This window comes from Streptomyces sp. NPDC048751, assembly GCF_043198595.1.
Classification (GTDB): Bacteria; Actinomycetota; Actinomycetes; order Streptomycetales; family Streptomycetaceae; genus Streptomyces.
In genome coordinates, this window is record NZ_JBICUX010000018.1 from 121,844 (window position 1) to 140,127 (window position 18,284).

The following is an 18,284-nucleotide window of genomic DNA, read 5'->3' on the forward strand; positions in this document are numbered from 1 at the left end:
AGAGGCTCGGAGAGTTGCGGACACCCCCTGTCCGCGACCCCCGCTAACGTGCTCCGCATGACGAAGACGACGTCCGGGACGGCCCCCGTGCTCGACGCCCGCGCCCTGAACCGCGCGACCCTCGACCGGCAACTGCTGCTGCGCCGCTCGACGCTGAGCGCCGAGGCGGCCGTCACCCACCTGGTCGGGCTCCAGGCGCAGAACGTGAAGCCGCCGTACTACGCCCTCGCCGCCCGTCTCGACGCCTTCGCCCCCGAGCAGTTGTCCGGGCTCATGGCGGAGCGCCGGGTCGTCCGGATCGTCACCCTGCGCTCGACCATCCACACCCACACCGCCGACGACTGTCTCGCCCTGCGGCCGCTGGTCCAGCCCGCCCGGGACCGTGAGATCGGCATCTTCCGCAAGGGGCTCGTGGGCGTCGACCTCGACCGGCTCGCCGCGCTCGCCCGCGACCTCGTCGAGGCCGAGCCGCGCACCATGAGACAACTGCGCGAGGCCCTGCTCACCGAGTGGCCGGACGCCGATCCGCAGGCCCTCGCCATCGCCGCGCGCTGCAGGCTGCCGCTGGTCCAGGTCACCCCGCGCGGCCTGTGGGGCAGGAGCAGTCAGGTCGCGCTCACCACCGCGGAGCACTGGCTCGGCCGCGCCGGCGAAGAGGCGCCCGCCCCGGACACGGTGGTCCTGCGCTACCTCGCCGCCTTCGGACCCGCCTCCGTCAAGGACATGCAGACCTGGTCCGGTCTGACCCGTCTGCGTGCCGCATTCGAGCGGCTGCGCCCGCGATTGGTCACCTTCCGGGACACGGGCGGCGTGGAGCTCTTCGACCTCCCCGACGCACCGCGCCCCGATCCCGGCACCCCGGCCCCGCCCCGCTTCCTCCCCGAGTTCGACAACCTGCTGCTCTCCCACGCCGACCGCACCCGCGTGGTCCCCGAGGAGTACCGGGGCCGCAGCTGGCAGGGGAACCTCGCGTACTCCACCCTCCTCGTCGACGGCTTCCTGGCGGGCGTGTGGAAGCTGGAGGAGGACGCCCTGGTCGTCGAGCCCTTCGGTCACTTCACGAAGGCCCAGCGGGACGAGGTGCGGGAGGAGGCGGAGCGGATGCTCGCGGTGATGCATCCGGGGAACGCGTACGACATCCGGTTCGGGACCGTCGTACGACAGTGAACCGGTGCATGGACAGGGGGCGCTGCGGGCCGCTCGTGGAGGCTCGCAGCGCCCCCTGGTATCTCACCTGAGGGGTGCTCAGGAATTCTTCCGGGTCACGAGTTGACCTGTGCGGTCACCAGGCTGGAGAAGGTGGTCAGCCGGGTGTAGATACCCGGGTAACCGGCCTGCGCGCAGCCCTCGCCCCAAGAAGTGATCCCTGCCAGGACGCCCCCGATGAGCAGGGGACCGCCGCTGTCGCCCTGGCAGGTGTCTGTGCCGCCGGAGGTGTATCCGGCGCAAACCATGTCGCTCGCGACGAAGTCGGAGCCGTACGAACTGCCGCAGCCGGCGTTGGACACGATCGGCACGGTCGCCGTGCGCAGCTGGTTGGAGGAGCTGCCGTTCTCCGAGGTGGTGCCCCAGCCGAGGATGCGGGCGGTGGTGCCGGCCGCGTAGACGGACGTGTTCGAGGAGGAGACGTACTTCGCCGTGGTGTACGGCATCGACGTCGACAGCGTCAGGACGGCCACGTCGTCGCCGTTGGTGACGTCGGTGTAGCTCGGGTGGATCCAGATCTTGCTGACCCTGCTGACCGTGCCGTTGGTGCCGTTGAGGTAGGTGCGCCCGCCGACCACCCGGACGCTGCTGGTGGTCTCGTCGACCATGCAGTGCGCGGCCGTGACCACCTTGGTGGGGGAGACGAGGGTGCCGCCGCAGAACTGGTCCTGCGAGGCGTCCGTGATCTGCATGACGAACGGGTACGCGGTCGTCGTCGTGGTCGTGCCGCCCACGATCGGCTGGGGCGCGGCGACGGCGGTGGGGGCACCGGCGATCGCGGTCGCGGCCGCGGCGGCGGTCGCGACCAGGACCGCCGCGGTCTTCTTGGCACGGGTGAGCCCGAACATGAGTCTCCTCAGTGGGGGTCTTGCCGGTGGGGGGTCGCACGGGCGTGGGGGGTGGTGCACGGGGGTCGCGGGACCGACCCCCGTGTGCCCGGGCGAGCGGCACGTCCCAAACGCTATGGCCCGGCACACCGGATCCCAATGAGGGAACCCCCTACCGCCTCAGGGAGTCGGGAAGGGAAAACCCTCGGTGACCCTCCGGGAAACCCGCGAGAACGGGTTGCCTGTCGCGAGGGCGTCGACCCCGCGCCGCCCTCACTGCGCCCGGCGCCCCGCCGCCAGTCGGACGATGTCCACCCGTGAACGGATCCCCAGCTTGCGGTAGACCCGGGTGAGCGTCGCCTCGACCGTCTTGACGCTGATGAACAGCCGCGCGGCTATCTCCCGGTTGGTGGCGCCCTCCATGACCAGCGCGGCGACCTGACGCTCCATCGAGGCCAGCCCCTCCAGCGCGCCCGACGCGGTGTCCCGCTCGGGAACGGCGGCCGGCGGTGCCTGGACCGCGGTCGTCGCCGCGTCCACCTGACGCAGCCAGGGCAGCGCCCGGCACCTCCGGAACAGCCGCGCCGACTCGTCGTACGACGTCGGGCCCGGCTGCCGCGTGCGCAGCTGGGCGAGCGCGAACGCGGCCCGCGCCTCCTCCAGGCCGTAGCCCAGTTTGGCGAAGCGGTCCTGTACGGACGTCAGCCGCGCCAGTGCCTCCTCGTGCTCCCCGCGCGCCGCCCGCACCAGCGCCTCCGCCCGGTCCAGCACGGCGAGGATGCTCTCCCGGCCGAGCCGCAGCGCGCGTTCGCGCGTCACGTCGATCACGTCCTGGGCCTCGCCCGGCTCCCCGATCCGTACGAGGGCCTCGGCGAGGTCGCCCTGCCAGCGGCCGCGCGCCGGGTCGGTGATGCCGAGGCCCAGCTCCAGCTCCCGTACCCGGCGCAGCGAGCCGACCGCGCCCGCCGCGTCGCCGGCCACCGACTGGGCGTAACCGAGGGCGGCCAGGGCCCGTGAGAGGTACATCTGGTCGCCGTCCTCCTCGGCGCGCTCGACCGCCTCCCGGGCCAGCGCCAGCGCCCGGTCCACGTCGCCGCCGGAGGCCTCCGCGAGGGAGGTGAGCATGGCCGACGCGCCCAGCCCGATCCCGGAGTCCCGGGCCAGCCGCAGGGACTCGCGGGCCAGGTCGAGGGCGCGACCGCAGTGCCCGGAGCGCAGTTCGGTCTCGGCGAGGAAGCGCTGGAAGTGCACCTCGCTCTCGACCATGCCGCGCCGCTGCACCTCACGCAGCAGCGCGGTGATGGTCGTACGGGCCTCGGGCAGCTGGTCGCTCATCAGCAGCCAGCGGAACCGGGCCACGCCGACGCCGTTGTGATGGCACGCCACGTAGGGGTCCTGCGGCTCGCGCAACGCCTGTTTGATGGTGGCGGGCGCGTCCGGGTGGCCCATGAGGGTCTCGGTCGAGGCCTGGAGGGACAGGGCCATCAGCTCGGTGCGGCGGTCCTCGCCGCGCGCGGCCAGCTCCGCCGCGTGCGCGGCCTGCCGACGGGCCTCGGCGAAGTCGCCGACGACGACCAGGCCGCGCCAGGCCAGCCGGTAGTGGACCAGGGCGAGCAGCCGCGGGTCGTCGCCCGCGTCGGCCAGCACCTGCGGGAAGACGGCGTCGACGTCGCCCAGGGACTGCCCGGCCGCCTCGATCACCACCTCCCAGGCCCGCACCCGCTCGGCGGGCACCGTCGCCCGGGTCAGCACCTCGCGCGCGATGTCCCGGGCGAGGTCCACCTCACCGGCGGTGATCGCGTCCTCCGCCGCCTGCAACCGGCGCTCGTCCGGGCCGGGTTCACCGTCGGCCGGGGTGTGCCGGGCGGCGAGCAGCCCGAGCGAGGCCGCCACCGAGGGGGCACCCCGGTCCCGGGCCAGCGCGGCGGCCTCGGCGAGCCGGGCGGCCACCTCCGGGTCGGTTCCGGTGGTCGCCAGGGCGAGGTGCCGGGCCCGCTCGATCGGGTCGGAGGCGGCCGTGGACAGCGCCGCGTGCGCGGTCCGCCGCTCCTGCGCGCTCGCCTCCGCGTACAGCGCCGCGGAGATCAGGGGATGCGCGAACCGCAGGGCCGGACCCTCCGGCTCCGTCGCCAGCAGCCCGAGCGCGGCGGCCTGCGCGGTGTCCGCCTCGGCGTTCTCCAGCCCGGCCGCGTGCAGCAGCGCCAGCGTCGGGCGCGCGCCCGCGCTGGCCACGAGGAGGGTGCGGCGGGCCTCGTCCGACAGCATGTCCAGGCGGCTGAGGACCAGGGCGCGCAGGGACGTGGGCACCGGCAGCGGCTCGCCGGGGCGCGGCGGGGTGGGGTTCTCCGCCAGCGCGCGGCCCAGCTCCAGGGCGAAGAGCGGGTTGCCGCCGCTGGTGCGGTGGATGTCGCGGACCGTGGAGCGCGGCAGGTCGGTGTAGCCGCGGTGGTCGAGCAGCGCGGAGACCTGGACACGGGAGAGCGGACTGAGCCGTACGGCCAGAGTGTCCGGCGGGGACGCGCGTAGATGGCGGTCGTACTCCTGCCCCTCGGTCCGTACCGCGCACAGCAGCTGGACCGGGGTGTCGCCGAGGCGGCGGGCGGCGAAGCCGAGGAGTTCCGCACTGGCCGAATCCAGCCACTGCAGGTCGTCGGCGACGATCAGGACGGGGCCGTGTGCGGCGAGCGCGCGCAGCGCCGACAGCACGGCCAGCCGCAGGGCGAGGCCGTCGCTCTGCAGGGTGGACTCGCCGCGTCCGGTGAGCGCCGATTCCAGGGCCGTGCGCTGGGCGGGGGGCAACTGGTCGGAGACCTCGCCGACGACCAGTCCGAGGAGGTCGGCCAGGGCCAGGAACGGGAGATGGGATTCCGACTCGGTCGCCGAGCAGCGCAACACAATCCGTGCCGTATCGGCGTATTCCGCGACCAATGCCCGCAGGACGGTCGACTTTCCTATTCCGGCGGGGCCGTGGAGCAGCACGCTGCCGCCGCGCGCGAGCTGCTCACGCGCCGCCGTCGTCAGCTCGTCCCTGCCGATGACCAGGTCGGGGCGGCATCCCGCAGGCTCCTGGAACTCCCGTCGCACGGTCACCGCTCCCCTCCGTATGTCGTGTCCTGGCCAATATTAGGCAATCCTCCTTTGGAATTAGGACGTACGGCGTGGTGAGGCAAATAACAACGTCGGGGCATAGGGAAATTCAAAGCCTGCGTGAATGAATGAAAAGTCGTCGCCCCTGGGGCCCCGGAAGGTCGTACGACGCCCCCTTCCCACAGCTACGGCGCCCCCTCCACCCGGCACTACGGCAGCACCCCCGCCCGGCGCGCGGCGGCGACCGCCTCCCCGCGCGTGTGCGTCCCCAACTTCCGCATGGCCGACCTGAGATACCCCTTCACGGTCTCCGCGCGCAGCCCCAGCCGCTGCGCCGCCACCGCGTTCGTCGCCCCCTCCGCCACACACGCCAGCACGTCCACCTCGCGCGGCGCGAGGCTGATTCCCGCCGTGGGCGAGCCCCCCGACAGCAGCCCGCAGGCGGCGAGCAGCTCGGCCCGCAGCGCCGGGTCGGCGATGCGCGGGGCGAGTGCCCGCAGGGCCGCGTGGGCCTCCCGCACCTGCTCCCAGGCGGCCCCCGGGCCAGAGTCCCGGCGGACGGGCTCCGTCCGCACCGCCGTCAGCAGCGACCCCGCCTCCTCCCGCACCACCAGCGCCTGCTCCACGTCCCGCGCCGCCGCCACGGCCGCCGACAGCGCGCGGTCGCCCAGCGGCTGGGCCGTGCGCAGGGCGCCGTACAGCACCCCGCGCACCCGGCGCCGTACCACCACCGGCACCGCGAGCACCGAGCGCAGCCCCTCGGCGGCCACCGCGGCGTCGTACTCGTGGCTGATCTGCCGTGAGAGCGAGTAGTCGGTCACCGCGCACGGGCGGGCCAGCGCCACCGCCTTGCCGCCGAGGCCGTTCCCCGAGGTCACCGTGACGGTACTGAGCGCGAGCGTGGTGTTGCCGCTCAGTTCGCTGATACGCATCTGCTGCCGTCCGGCGCCCACCAGGCCACCGAAGGCCATCGGGAGGCCGGTCGTCCGGCGCAGCCGGGCCAGCGCACCCTGCATCTCCGGCACCCCGGCCGCGTCCGCTGTCACCTGTTCGCCCTTTCGATGCGGCCGACTCGTGACCCACACCCCCGTATGGGGGTAGTGAGACCTGCATCACGGATTACACGATGACAGAGAGCCGCCCGGCAATGGTCCGGCAACGATCCGGAAGCGAGCCGCAAGGGCGCGCCGGCCAGAAAATCGGAGGACAGATGACGACGGCGACGGAGCAGTTCCGCAGGGCGCGGGACTTTCTGCTGGCCCACCGTGAGGACTACGCCACGGCCTACGAGGGCTTCGCCTGGCCGCGTCCGGAGCACTTCAACTGGGCACTGGACTGGTTCGACGTCATCGCGGACGGCAACGACCGCACAGCCCTGCACATCGTCGAGGAGGACGGCTCGCAGACCCTGCTCTCGTTCGCCGAGCTGGCCGAGCGCTCCAACCGGGTCGCCAACCTGCTGCGCGAGCGCGGGGTCGGCGTCGAGGACCGCATCCTCGTGATGCTCGGCAACCAGGCCGAGCTGTGGGAGACCGCGCTGGCCGCGATGAAGCTGCGCGCCGTCGTCATCCCGGCCACCCCGCTGCTGGGCCCCGCCGACCTGCGCGACCGCGTGGCCCGCGGCCGGGTGCGGCACGTGATCGTGCGCGCGGAGGACGCGGCGAAGTTCGACGACGTGCCCGGCGACTACACCCGCACCGCCGTCGGCGGAGTCCCCGAGGGCTGGCAGCCGTACGAGGACGCCCACGCCGCCTCCCCGGAGTTCCTGCCCGACGGCCCCACCCTGGCCGACGACCCGCTGATGCTCTACTTCACCTCGGGCACCACCGCCCGGCCCAAGCTCGTCGAGCACACCCACACCTCGTACCCCGTCGGGCACCTGTCGACCATGTACTGGATCGGCCTCGAGCCCGGCGACGTGCACCTCAACATCTCCTCACCCGGCTGGGCCAAGCACGCCTGGTCCAACCTCTTCGCGCCGTGGAACGCGGAGGCGACCGTCTTCATCCACAACTACACGCGCTTCGACCCGGCCCGGCTGATGGCCGAGATGGACCGGGCGGGCGTCACCACCTTCTGCGCGCCGCCCACCGTCTGGCGCATGCTCATCCAGGCCGACCTGACCCAGCTGCGCACCCCGCCGCGCGAGGTCGTGGCCGCCGGTGAACCGCTCAACCCCGAGGTCATCGAGCAGGTCCGGCGCTCCTGGGGCGTGACCGTCCGGGACGGCTTCGGGCAGACGGAGACGGCGGTACAGATCGCCAACAGCCCGGGCCAGCCGCTGAAGACCGGCTCCATGGGGCGCCCCAGCCCCGGCTACCGCATCGAGCTCCTCGACCCGGTCTCCGGCGCGCCCGGCGCCGTCGAGGGCGAGATCGCGCTGGACCTGTCGGAGCGGCCGGTCGGCCTGATGACCGGCTACCACGGCGACGCGGACCGTACGGCGGAGGCGATGGCCGGCGGCTACTACCGCACGGGGGACATCGGCACCCGCGACGCCGACGGATACCTGGTGTACGTGGGGCGGGCGGACGACGTGTTCAAGGCCTCCGACTACAAGATCAGCCCCTTCGAGCTGGAGAGCGCGCTGCTGGAGCACGAGGCGGTGGCCGAGGCGGCCGTCGTGCCCGCACCGGACGAGCTGCGCCTGGCCGTCCCCAAGGCGTACATCGTCCTCGCCGCGGGCTGGGAGCCCGGGGCCGACACCGCGAAGGTGCTGTTCGAGCACTCCCGCGAGGTCCTCGCCCCCTACAAGCGCATCCGCCGTCTGGAGTTCGCGCCCCTGCCCAAGACCGTCTCCGGCAAGATCCGCCGGATCGAGCTGCGCGAGGCCACGGCCGCGGGCTCGGCGAACGAGTACCGCGAGGAGGACTTCCGATGACGACGACCGACCTGTCGTACACGCACGGCACGAGCGGGACCCCGCTGCTCGGCGACACCATCGGCGCCAACCTCGACCGCGCGATCGCCGCGCACCCCGACCGCGAGGCCCTCGTCGACGTGCCGTCCGGGCGGCGCTGGACGTACGCCGAGTTCGGCGCGGCGGTCGACGAGGTGGCGCGCGGGCTGCTCGCCAAGGGCGTGGAGAAGGGGGACCGCGTCGGCATCTGGGCGGTCAACTGTCCCGAGTGGGTCCTCGTCCAGTACGCCACCGCCCGCCTCGGCGTGATCATGGTGAACATCAACCCGGCTTACCGCGCCCATGAGTTGGAGTTCGTGCTGAAGCAGGCGGGCATCTCGGTGCTGATCGCCTCGCTCACGCACAAGTCGAGCGACTACCGGGCGCTGGTGGACCAAGTGCGCGGCAAGTGCCCCGAGTTGAGGGATACGGTCTACATCGGGGACCCCTCCTGGGACGCCCTGACCGCGGGCGCCGCCTCGGTGCCGCCGGAGCGACTCGCGGAGATCGCGGCGGAGTTGAGCTGCGACGACCCGGTCAACATCCAGTACACCTCGGGGACGACCGGCTTCCCGAAGGGAGCCACGCTCTCCCACCACAACATCCTCAACAACGGTTACTGGGTCGGCGAGTTGGTCGCCTACACCGAGCAGGACCGGGTGTGCGTCCCGGTGCCCTTCTACCACTGCTTCGGCATGGTGATGGGGAATCTGGGAGCGACCTCCCACGGGGCCTGCATCGTCATCCCGGCACCGTCCTTCGAGCCCAAGGCCACACTGGAGGCGGTCCAGCAGGAGCGCTGCACCTCGCTGTACGGCGTGCCGACCATGTTCATCGCGGAGTTGAACCTCCCCGACTTCGCCGCGTACGACCTCTCCTCCCTGCGCACCGGCATCATGGCGGGCTCGCCGTGTCCGGTGGAGGTGATGAAGCGGGTGGTCGCCGAGATGCACATGGAGGAGGTCTCCATCTGCTACGGCATGACCGAGACGTCCCCCGTCTCCCTGCAGACGCGCAGGGACGACGACCTGGAACACCGCACGGGCACGGTCGGCCGTGTCCTCCCGCACATCGAGGTGAAGGTCGTCGACCCGGCGACCGGAGTGACCCGACCACGCGGCAGCGCGGGCGAGTTGTGCACCCGCGGCTACAGCGTGATGCTCGGCTACTGGAACGAGCCCGAGAAGACCGCCGAGGCCGTCGACGCGGGGCGCTGGATGCACACGGGCGACCTCGCGGTGATGCGGGAGGACGGGTACGTCGAGATCGTCGGCCGCATCAAGGACATGATCATCCGGGGCGGCGAGAACATCTACCCCCGCGAGATCGAGGAGTTCCTCTACGGCCACCCGAAGATCAGGGACGTCCAGGTCGTCGGCGTACCCCACGAGCGGTACGGCGAGGAGGTCCTCGCCTGCGTCATCCCACACGACCCGGCCGACCCGCCGACCCTCGAGGAGTTGCGCGCCTACTGCGAGGGGCAGTTGGCGCACTACAAGGCACCGAGCAGGCTGCGGATCCTGGAGTCGTTCCCCATGACGGTGTCGGGGAAAGTGCGAAAGGTGGAGCTACGGGAGACGTACGCCGACTGAGCGCGCCCCCGCCCGGCTCTCTCATCCTCTGCGCATGCACACCCGCGGCCAGCGGTCGAGGCCGTGCTCGGCCTCCGCGGCGCGGATCGCGCGCAGGCCGCGGGTGAGGTCGGCCTCCGGCAGCATGCGGAAACCGAGGCGGGTGTAGTACGGGGCGTTCCACGGGACGTCCCTGAACGTGGTCAGCGTCAGCCCGGCCGGCCCCTCGGCCCGGGCCTGGCCGTCGGCGTGCTCGATGAGTTCGCGGCCCACGCCCCGGCGGGCGGCACACGGATGCACCGAGACCTGCTCCACATGGAACGCCCCGTCCACCGGCTCCCCGACCAGATACGCCACCGGTCGATCCCCCTCACCGACGGCCACCCAGGCATGCCCGGCCCTGCGAAAGCGCTCCAACACGTCCACCGTCGGCGGCTCGTCCTCCGCGATCTCCACCATGCCGAGCTCCCGGAACGCCGCGCCGGCGGCCCGCTCGATGTCCTGGAGAGCGGGGAGTTCGGTGGAGGCGGCGGGGCGGATGCGCATGGGCCGAGTATCGGGGCGGGCTGGGGCGGGCGTCGCCTGGTTTTGTGGCCGGAGGGCGTCCCACCAGGGGATTCGCGCATCGCCCGTTACGCCCCCGTCGCGTCCAGCCGTCCCGCAGGGGCGTTCACCGGTTGCGGGACGCCTGAGAGGTCGAGGACGAACAGGGGGATGTCCAGGCCGTCGGCGCGGGCGCGGGCGGCGGCGGTGTAGCCGGCGAGGGAGAAGTAGACGCAGGCGGCGGACTCCGTCATGGCGGTGAGCCACAGGCACTCCACGTCGCGCAGGGAGGCGGGGCGGATGGCCGGGTCGACCTGGGCGAGCAGGCCCCGGGCGGCGAGTCCGATGCCGGACGGGGGGCGCTGGTCGGCCCGGCGTATGTTCTGGTACCCGAGGCTCCGGAGGTACAGCGCGGCGGCGGTGACGGCGTCACGGGCGGTACGGATCGTGACCGGCTGGAGCGCCCGGGGCACGCGGACCGGTGCGGCCGGGGCGCCCGGGGGCCGGGTGTCGGTCGTGGTCGGGGGCGGTTCGTCGGCTGTGGTGCCGGGGGGCGGTGCGTCGGCCGTGGTGTCCGGGGGCCGGGCGTCCGCCGGGGCGCCCGAGGGCCCGGTGTTGGCAGTGGTCGGGGAGGGGACCTCGGTCGCGGAGCCGGAGGGCAGGGCCTCGGCCGTGGTGCCGGCAGGCCGGGGCTCGGCTGTGGCGTCGGGGGAGCCGGTCTCGGTCGTGGGGCCGGGGCCCGTCACCGGGACCCTCAGTATCGTCCCGCACGGGCACCCGAGTTCCGGGCGGGGCCACTCGTCGCGGCGGCCGCAGGCCGGGCAGCGCACGGCGAGCCACTGCTCGTCCCACACCTGGTGGGTGACCGCCGTGGCCGTCCCCGTGGTGTCGAGCGGCGGATGGACGGGGACGCCGCACACGCACGGGTACGTCGGAGCGGCGTAGAGATGCTCGCGCCGACAGGCCGGGCAGCGTACGGACACGCTCTCGGACATGGCCCCATCGTCGCCCACGAAACCCCCGCCTGTCCGTCCCTTGGCCCCCTTCGGCCGACCCTCACCGCATCCTTCGGCCGACTCTTGACGGTCTCCGCCCCCGCACCTACATTTCTTCCAGATGGTAGAAGTTATTTTCCACTATACGGAAGTGCTCATCGCGGGGCGCGACGGAGAGCCCATCCGGCAGCCGAAGCAGGAGTACTCCATGGCTCGTATGACCGCTGCCCGCGCGGCAGTCGAGATCCTCAAGCGCGAGGGTGTGACCGACGCGTTCGGCGTCCCCGGCGCGGCGATCAACCCGTTCTACGCCGCCCTCAGGGCCTCCGGCGGTATCCACCACACCCTCGCCCGCCATGTCGAGGGCGCCTCGCACATGGCCGAGGGCTACACCCGCACCCGCCCCGGCAACATCGGTGTCTGCATCGGCACTTCGGGTCCCGCCGGCACCGACATGATCACGGGCCTGTACTCCGCCATCGGCGACTCGATACCGATCCTGTGCATCACCGGCCAGGCCCCGACCGCCGTGCTCCACAAGGAGGACTTCCAGGCCGTCGACATCGCCTCCATCGCCAGGCCGGTCACCAAGATGGCCATGACCGTCCTGGAGGCCGCCCAGGTGCCCGGCGTCTTCCAGCAGGCCTTCCACCTCATGCGCTCCGGCCGCCCCGGTCCGGTCCTGATCGACCTGCCGGCCGACGTCCAGCAGACGGAGATCGAGTTCGACCCGGAGACGTACGAGCCGCTGCCCGTCCACAAGCCGGCCGCCAGCCCCGCCCAGATCGAGAAGGCGCTCGGCATGCTGCGTGCCGCCGAGCGCCCGCTGATCGTCGCCGGCGGTGGTGTCATCAACGCCGACGCCTGCGAAGTCCTCGTCGAATTCGCCGAGTTGACCGGCACACCCGTCGTGCCGACCTTGATGGGCTGGGGCGCCCTCCCCGACGACCACGCGCTGAACGCCGGCATGGTCGGCCTGCAGACCTCGCACCGCTACGGCAACGCGACCTTCCTGGAGTCCGACTTCGTCCTCGGCATCGGCAACCGCTGGGCCAACCGCCACACCGGCCGCGTGGACGTCTACACCGAGGGCCGTACCTTCGTCCACGTCGACATCGAGCCCACCCAGATCGGCCGGATCTTCGCTCCCGACTACGGCATCGCCTCCGACGCGAAGGCCGCGCTGGAGCTCTTCGTCGCGCTGGCGCGGGAGTTGAAGGCCGAGGGCGTGCTGCCCGACCGCTCCGCCTGGGCGGCGGCCGCGCAGGAGAAGAAGGCCCGCCTCCAGCGCCGTACGCACTTCGACGACGTCCCGATCAAGCCGCAGCGCGTCTACGAGGAGATGAACAGGGCCTTCGGCCCCGAGACCCGGTACGTCACCACCATCGGCCTCTCGCAGATCGCCGGCGCCCAGCTGCTGCACGTCTACCGGCCGCGCCACTGGATCAACTGCGGTCAGGCGGGACCGCTCGGCTGGACCGTCCCGGCGGCGCTGGGCGTGGCCAAGGCCGACCCGGAGGCCTCGGTGGTCGCGCTCTCCGGCGACTACGACTTCCAGTTCATGATCGAGGAGTTGGCGGTCGGGGCGCAGCACCGGATCCCGTACGTCCATGTCCTGGTCAACAACGCCTATCTGGGCCTGATCCGGCAGGCACAGCGCGCCTTCGACATCGACTTCCAGGTGAAGCTGGAGTTCGAGAACGTCAACGCGCCCGAACTCGGCGTCTACGGCGTCGATCACGTCAAGGTCGCCGAGGGCCTCGGCTGCAAGGCGATCCGGGTGACCGACCCGAACGAGCTCGGCGCGGCCTTCGAGCAGGCCAAGAAGCTCGCCGCCGAGTACCGGGTCCCGGTCGTCGTCGAGGTGATCCTGGAGCGCGTCACCAACATCGCGATGTCGACGACCAACGACATCGGCGACGTCGTGGAGTTCGAGGAACTCGCGACCGAGCCGGGCCACGCGCCGACCTCGATCAGGACGCTGAAGGTCTGAAACGCCCACGCCTGGGTCGGCCCGTCCTCGGGGAGGGGCCGACCCCTTTCGTGTGCTCAGTCCGAGCCGCCGCCCCCGCCGCCACAGGAGTAGTACGAGGAGTAGGAGACCCCGCCCGTTCCGCCGCCCCGTGGACGGCCGTGGAACCCCTTGTCCGCGACCTCGGCGCGGGCGAGAAGGCCCGCCCGCAGGGCGAAGCGCGGGAAGAGGGCGCGCAGGGCCGCCTCGCCGTGCAGTGCGACGGCGAGCAGCTTGTCGTGGTCCGTCAGACCGCGCCTGCTCGTGGGGAGAGGGTGCTGCCGCTGAAGGTCGCGCACATGGCGGCGGGCGGCGCGGGTCGGGCCGAGCATCGGGTAGCGCAGCAGACCGGCCGTTGCGAGCGGGACACGCATCAGGGCCACCGCCAACTGGACGTCCGACCGCTTTGCCAGCTTCCGCGGCGCGCGCGGCTCGTCGAGGCAGGCGCGTACCGCGCTCTCCAGCGGCGGGAGGGGAGGCGAGGAGTGTGCGGGGACCGCGTCGGTGACGACCGGCTCCGTCGTCCGTGTCGTCCGTGTCGTTCCCGGTCGGCCGGGCTCCACCTCGCCCCGCAGGTACAGGCCCACCACGGCGACCGTGACGGCGGCGCGGGGACCGCCCCGCAGCAGCGCGATCTCGTGCGGCTCCAAGGGGACCGTCACCGCGTCGCCCATCACATCACCCCCGTGCGGGGCCCGTCGCCCCCGTGCCGACGGGCCCCGTGTGACGACAATGTGCCCTACCGCGGGGGTGGTTGAAGCCTTTCGGGGCCGGTTCAGAGGTTGATTTGAGGGTTCCGTAGCCGCCCTACGACCTCTGCCGTACGCGGGTTCAGTCCTGGTGGTGCTCCGACAGCCCCGGCCAGTCGTCCGGGCCGCCGCCCTGCCACTCGATCAGGTCGCTCTCCTCGACCTCGATCCGGTCCAGGTCGGCCAGCCGAAGGATCTCCACGACGTCGTCCAGATGCGTGGCGATGCCGAGGGTCTCGTCGCCCAGGGTGACGCGGCGGGATCCGTCGAGGGCCGGGGCATGCACCACGATGTGCGGGTACTGCGTCGGATTTCCCATGCCCTCAGGCTGCTGCGCGGGGCGCGGATCCGCACGCCGGAAGGACCGTGGCGGCGCGACGGAACCGGCGGCCGGCTTCCCTCAGGTCGAGAAGCGGGCCCCGGACCTTGACCACCGCACTGGCTCGCAGGCCGCCACGGTCCCGTTCGGTCCGCCCCCGGACCTCGACAGTTCGTTGCCGACGGGGGCAGGGGTTGGTTCCGGGCGACGCCGCCGCCTGGGCGCGACAGACAAGTGTCGGCTGCGGCGCCGCCCGGGGTCTCTGGGGTGTCAGACCCGGGCGCCGGAGAGGCGTTCCACCGACCGAAGCAGGGCCGAGTGGTCCAGGCCGCCGTCGCCCTGCGCGCGCAGGCTCGCGACCAGCTGGGCCACCACGGCGCCGACGGGCAGGGCCGCGCCGACGGAGCGGGCGGCGTCCGTGACGATGCCCATGTCCTTGTGGTGCAGGTCGATGCGGAAGCCCGGCGTGAAGTCGCGGTGGAGGAAGTTGTCCTTCTTGCGCGTCAGTACGGTGGAGCCCGCGAGGCCGCCGTTCAGGACGTCGAGCGCCGCCTTCAGGTCCACGCCCGACCGCTCCAGGAAGACCACGGCCTCGGCGCACGCCTGGATGTTCACGGCCACGATCAGCTGGTTCGCGGCCTTCACCGTCTGGCCCGAGCCGTGCGGACCGCACAGCACGATCGTCCTGCCGAGCGCCTCGAAGATCGGCTCCGCCGCGTCGAAGTCCGCCTGTTCGCCGCCGACCATGATGGACAGCACCGCCTCGACCGCCCCGGCCTCACCGCCGGACACGGGCGCGTCCAGGACGCGGATGCCCTTCTCCCCGGCCGCCTTCGCCAGGTCGATCGAGGTCTGCGGGGTGATCGAGGACATGTCGATCAGCAGCGCGCCGGACCGCGCGTTCTCCAGGATGCCGTCGGGGCCGTAGGCGATGGCCTCGACCTGCGGGGAGGCGGGCACCATCGTGATGACGACGTCGGCGTCGCGCACGGCCTCGGCGATCGAACCGGCCGCGGTGCCGCCGGCGGCGGCCAGGCGGTCGAGCTTGTCCTGTTCGAGGGTGAAGCCGGTGACGTCGTAACCCGCCTTGATCAGGTTCTCGGACATGGGGGAGCCCATGATGCCGAGGCCGATCCAGGCGACCTTGGGAAGGGTGCTGCTCATCGGGGTCATCGGGGGGTGCCTTTCGGTACGGGGATCAGCGGGGCAGCCAGTCGAAGGCCTCGGCGCTCGGACGGTCGCCCGGCTTGTACTCCAGGCCGACCCAGCCGTCGTAACCGGCCTTCCCGAGCCGGTCGAGGAGGTCCGCCAGCGGCAGCGAACCCGTGCCGGGTGCGCCACGGCCGGGGTTGTCGGCGATCTGGACGTGACCGGTCCGCGCCGCGTACGTGTCGATCACCCGGGGCAGGTCCTCGCCGTTCATCGACAGGTGGTAGAGGTCCATCAGGAACTTCGCGTTGCCCAGCCCGGTCGCCGCGTTGACCTTGTCGACGACCTCGACCGCCGCGGGCGCGCTCACCAGTGGATACCGCGGCGACTCCAGCGCGTTGAGCGCCTCGATCAGCAGGATCGCGCCGATACGGTCGGCGGCCCGGGCGGCGAGCACCAGGTTCTCCAGGGCGAGCGCGTCCTGCTCGGCCGGGTCGACGCCGTCGACGCGGTTGCCGTACAGCGCGTTGAGGGCCGTACAGCCGAGGGAGTGCGCGAAGTCCGAGGCCACGTCGATGTTGGCGCGGAACCGCTCCGACTCCTCGCCCGGGACCGACAGGGCGCCACGGTCCGGGCCCGGGAGCTGTCCGGCGTAGAAGTTCAGGCCCGTGAGCCGCACGCCGGCGCCCTCGATCGCGTTCTTCAGGGCGTCCAGCTCGGACCGCTCGGGGGTGGGGGAGCCGACCCAGGGCCACCACAGCTCGACCGCGGTGAAGCCGGCCGCGGCGGCGGCCGCGGGGCGTTCCAGGAGCGGGAGTTCGGTGAAGAGGATCGACAGGTTGACGTTGAAGCGCTGCGCTGCGGCTGTGTCCCAGTCAAAACCTGGCATGGGGACGGCGCTCCCTTCCGGGATTCCGTATCGCGGAATTTCATTTCTACTTATTGGAAGATTGTCGTCGCCTGTCGGAGCTTGTCAAGAGGGAGCGGCGCAAGGTGGCACCGATCAAGTCGGGCGAGTGATGCGAAGAAGCCCCGCCGGGCTGCTCGGCGGGGCTTCTTCGCCCACCAGTCCACGTGGGTGCGCGGCGTGTCAACTGTCCGACGTCTGCTCTTCGGCCCGTGGCGCGCGGTGCGAGGGCCGGCCATGGCCTGGCGGCAGTTCGCCGCCGGCCTCCGGGTCGGTGAGCAGAGCGGTGAAATGGGTGACTGGTACATGGGGATCGCGTGCCAGGGCTCGGTCGATGAGAGCCAGACGCATGGAACGGTCGGGGTCGCGATGGCGGCGGGCGGTCCGGGCCAGAGACGTCACGGCGATGTACTCGGGCGTGCGGTGGCACCGGATCTCATACAGCTTCGTCAAGCCGGTGAGCAGAGCGAGGGTGCCGCTGATGCCGTACAGCAGCAGCACCGGCATGAGGCCGGCGTCCGCGGGGAACTGGGCGGCGACGCCGCCGGCCGCGGTGAGCACCGAAGTGCCGCCGGTCGCGGCCATCGCGCCGCGGAGGTTCACGGTGTTCGGGTTTACGCGTGCCATGACCTGCTCTTCTCCTTCGAGGCTGGGGGCCTGACGAACTCCATGCTGGAGCGCGAGAATTGAAGTGAGGAGGGCCTGAAATCCTGAATCCCGGAAGGTCGTCTGACGGCACTTCACGATCCGCTTCACGATCGGCGTCACGGTGTCGGGCGACTGCGCCCTCGACACGTCCGCGGACCTCTACTGTTGACGCGTGAGCGATGCCGCCGAAGAGTCCCGTCTCGCCATCAACGTGCTGGGCGAGCTGGAGTTCGTTCCGAACCCACCGGCGTTGACCGGCCTGAAAGACAGGGCCCGTGAGGTCCTGATCCTGTTGGTCCTCGCCATGGACGCCGAACGCAGCGCGCGGGAGTTGTCGCAGAAGCTGCGTGCCGATCCCGAGCTGGACATGTCGACCGTTCACCATTACCTCAAGCCCCTGCGGGACGCCGGGATCGTGAGGCAACGTGGCACCAAACCGGAGCGGTATTCACTGGATCCCGGAAAGGTGACGGTGGACGCGTGGCAACTGATCGAGGGCGTGACCGCCGATCCCACCCCCGACGACATCGACCGGTTGGCGCATCTGTGGCGGGGCGATCCCGAGAAAGTGCACCCGGTCGACCCCCGGTTGTGGAGGCGGGTCCAGCGGGCTCGCGACGACCTGATCCGGCTCATCAAGGAGCTCCCCCGTGCCGAGCGTCCTCGCGACGCGGTACTCAGGCGGCTCGCGCCGGAACTCGTGGGCGCTGCCCCACCGGGCGCACGCCGTGCCGACCTGCCGTGCGTCCTCGTCATCGACGATCTGCATGCCGAGACCGTCGCTCACCAGGCGCTGGCGTCCAGCTGTGAGTGCCGGTGCGAATTGATCACCTCGTTCCGCGAATGGGACGAGTTGAGAAGCGAGGTCGATGTCGGCACGGAGTACCAGGCGGCCCTCGTGGACCTGCACCTGAACAATGATCCCGGGTTGGACGACAAGCTCGGCCTGGGGATCATCGCATGGCTGCGGGATCACACGGAGATTCCCGTGGCCGCGGTGAGTTCCGCACCCGGTTCGGGGCTGGATCGGGAACGGGCCCAGTTGCGGGCCGAGTACCGGCTGGTCGAGATCGTGGACAAGGGGCGGGAGAACCGGTACCTCAACGAGATCCCCGACGTGGTCAGCCTGTTGCTGGGCCGGGGCGAGGCCAGTCGACGGGCACGCCTGGAAACCTGGCTGATGCACGCTGAGAGGCGCTGGCGACGTGACGCGTTCGAACGGCGCACCTGCGGCGAAGAGCTGACACGTATGAGCAAGGAGTACCAGGCCGCTGACATGGCTGTACGGCACGGGGCGGTGGACGAGGCCGAGGTACTCGTCAAGGCGTTCTGCCGGACCTGGAAGACCGACGGCGACGGCGTGCTCTGAGCCG

General features: G+C 71.8%; 15 protein-coding genes. 5 read left to right on the top strand and 10 right to left on the bottom strand.

Translation table 11 applies throughout. The features are described from left to right. Positions 1–57: 57 nt before the first annotated feature. Positions 58–1,167: a winged helix DNA-binding domain-containing protein gene (locus ACGFNV_RS39975; RefSeq protein WP_393629687.1), complete on the top strand. Its 1,110-nt coding sequence runs from the start codon at positions 58–60 to the stop codon at positions 1,165–1,167. A gap of 95 nt (positions 1,168–1,262) precedes the next feature. On the opposite strand, the gene ACGFNV_RS39980 is transcribed toward ACGFNV_RS39975, so the two are convergent. From ACGFNV_RS39980 to ACGFNV_RS39990, 3 genes are all read right to left on the bottom strand, one after another. Continuing rightward, a complete protein-coding gene (locus ACGFNV_RS39980; RefSeq protein WP_393629689.1) occupies positions 1,263–2,054 on the bottom strand; it encodes a S1 family peptidase in 792 nt (263 codons plus the stop codon). A gap of 252 nt (positions 2,055–2,306) precedes the next feature. After that, entirely contained in the window at positions 2,307–5,123 is a 2,817-nt protein-coding gene (locus ACGFNV_RS39985) for an AAA family ATPase (protein WP_393629691.1), read from the bottom strand. 206 nt (positions 5,124–5,329) lie between these two features. Then, on the bottom strand, positions 5,330–6,166 hold the full coding sequence (locus ACGFNV_RS39990) for a LuxR C-terminal-related transcriptional regulator (RefSeq protein WP_393629693.1): 837 nt from the start codon (positions 6,164–6,166) through the stop codon (positions 5,330–5,332). A gap of 164 nt (positions 6,167–6,330) precedes the next feature. Between ACGFNV_RS39990 and ACGFNV_RS39995 the strand changes: the two genes are divergently transcribed. Next, positions 6,331–8,001 (top strand): AMP-binding protein, encoded by a 1,671-nt coding sequence (locus ACGFNV_RS39995; protein WP_393629695.1) that lies wholly within the window; start codon positions 6,331–6,333, stop codon positions 7,999–8,001. Beyond that, a complete protein-coding gene (locus ACGFNV_RS40000) occupies positions 7,998–9,611 on the top strand; it encodes an AMP-binding protein (protein ID WP_393629697.1) in 1,614 nt (537 codons plus the stop codon). Before ACGFNV_RS39995 ends, ACGFNV_RS40000 begins: the two co-directional genes overlap by 4 nt. A 21-nt stretch (positions 9,612–9,632) precedes the next feature. On the opposite strand, the gene ACGFNV_RS40005 is transcribed toward ACGFNV_RS40000, so the two are convergent. After that, a complete protein-coding gene (locus tag ACGFNV_RS40005) occupies positions 9,633–10,136 on the bottom strand; it encodes a GNAT family N-acetyltransferase (protein ID WP_393629698.1) in 504 nt (167 codons plus the stop codon). Between the two features lie 86 nt (positions 10,137–10,222). Next, a complete protein-coding gene (locus tag ACGFNV_RS40010) occupies positions 10,223–11,128 on the bottom strand; it encodes a hypothetical protein (protein WP_393629700.1) in 906 nt (301 codons plus the stop codon). 208 nt (positions 11,129–11,336) lie between these two features. Between ACGFNV_RS40010 and gcl the strand changes: the two genes are divergently transcribed. Next, complete coding sequence (gene gcl, locus ACGFNV_RS40015) at positions 11,337–13,121, top strand: glyoxylate carboligase (protein WP_393629701.1); 1,785 nt, start codon at positions 11,337–11,339, stop codon at positions 13,119–13,121. Positions 13,122–13,177: 56 nt separating this feature from the next. Here the strand turns inward: gcl and ACGFNV_RS40020 are convergent, their stop codons facing one another. The 5 genes from ACGFNV_RS40020 to ACGFNV_RS40040 form a co-directional block, all read right to left on the bottom strand. After that, entirely contained in the window at positions 13,178–13,813 is a 636-nt protein-coding gene (locus ACGFNV_RS40020; protein ID WP_393629703.1) for a TIGR04222 domain-containing membrane protein, read from the bottom strand. 157 nt (positions 13,814–13,970) lie between these two features. Beyond that, the gene (locus ACGFNV_RS40025) at positions 13,971–14,207 is read right to left on the bottom strand and encodes a hypothetical protein (protein WP_393629705.1); all 237 of its coding nucleotides are present in this window, start codon (positions 14,205–14,207) and stop codon (positions 13,971–13,973) included. A 270-nt stretch (positions 14,208–14,477) separates the two neighbouring features. Continuing rightward, positions 14,478–15,371 (bottom strand): 2-hydroxy-3-oxopropionate reductase, encoded by an 894-nt coding sequence (locus ACGFNV_RS40030; RefSeq protein WP_393629706.1) that lies wholly within the window; start codon positions 15,369–15,371, stop codon positions 14,478–14,480. A gap of 34 nt (positions 15,372–15,405) precedes the next feature. Next, complete coding sequence (locus ACGFNV_RS40035; protein WP_393629708.1) at positions 15,406–16,245, bottom strand: TIM barrel protein; 840 nt, start codon at positions 16,243–16,245, stop codon at positions 15,406–15,408. A gap of 201 nt (positions 16,246–16,446) precedes the next feature. Beyond that, complete coding sequence (locus tag ACGFNV_RS40040) at positions 16,447–17,019, bottom strand: hypothetical protein (RefSeq protein WP_393629710.1); 573 nt, start codon at positions 17,017–17,019, stop codon at positions 16,447–16,449. A 64-nt stretch (positions 17,020–17,083) separates the two neighbouring features. Between ACGFNV_RS40040 and ACGFNV_RS40045 the strand changes: the two genes are divergently transcribed. After that, positions 17,084–18,280 (top strand): winged helix-turn-helix domain-containing protein, encoded by a 1,197-nt coding sequence (locus ACGFNV_RS40045; RefSeq protein WP_393629711.1) that lies wholly within the window; start codon positions 17,084–17,086, stop codon positions 18,278–18,280. Positions 18,281–18,284 lie beyond the last annotated feature (4 nt).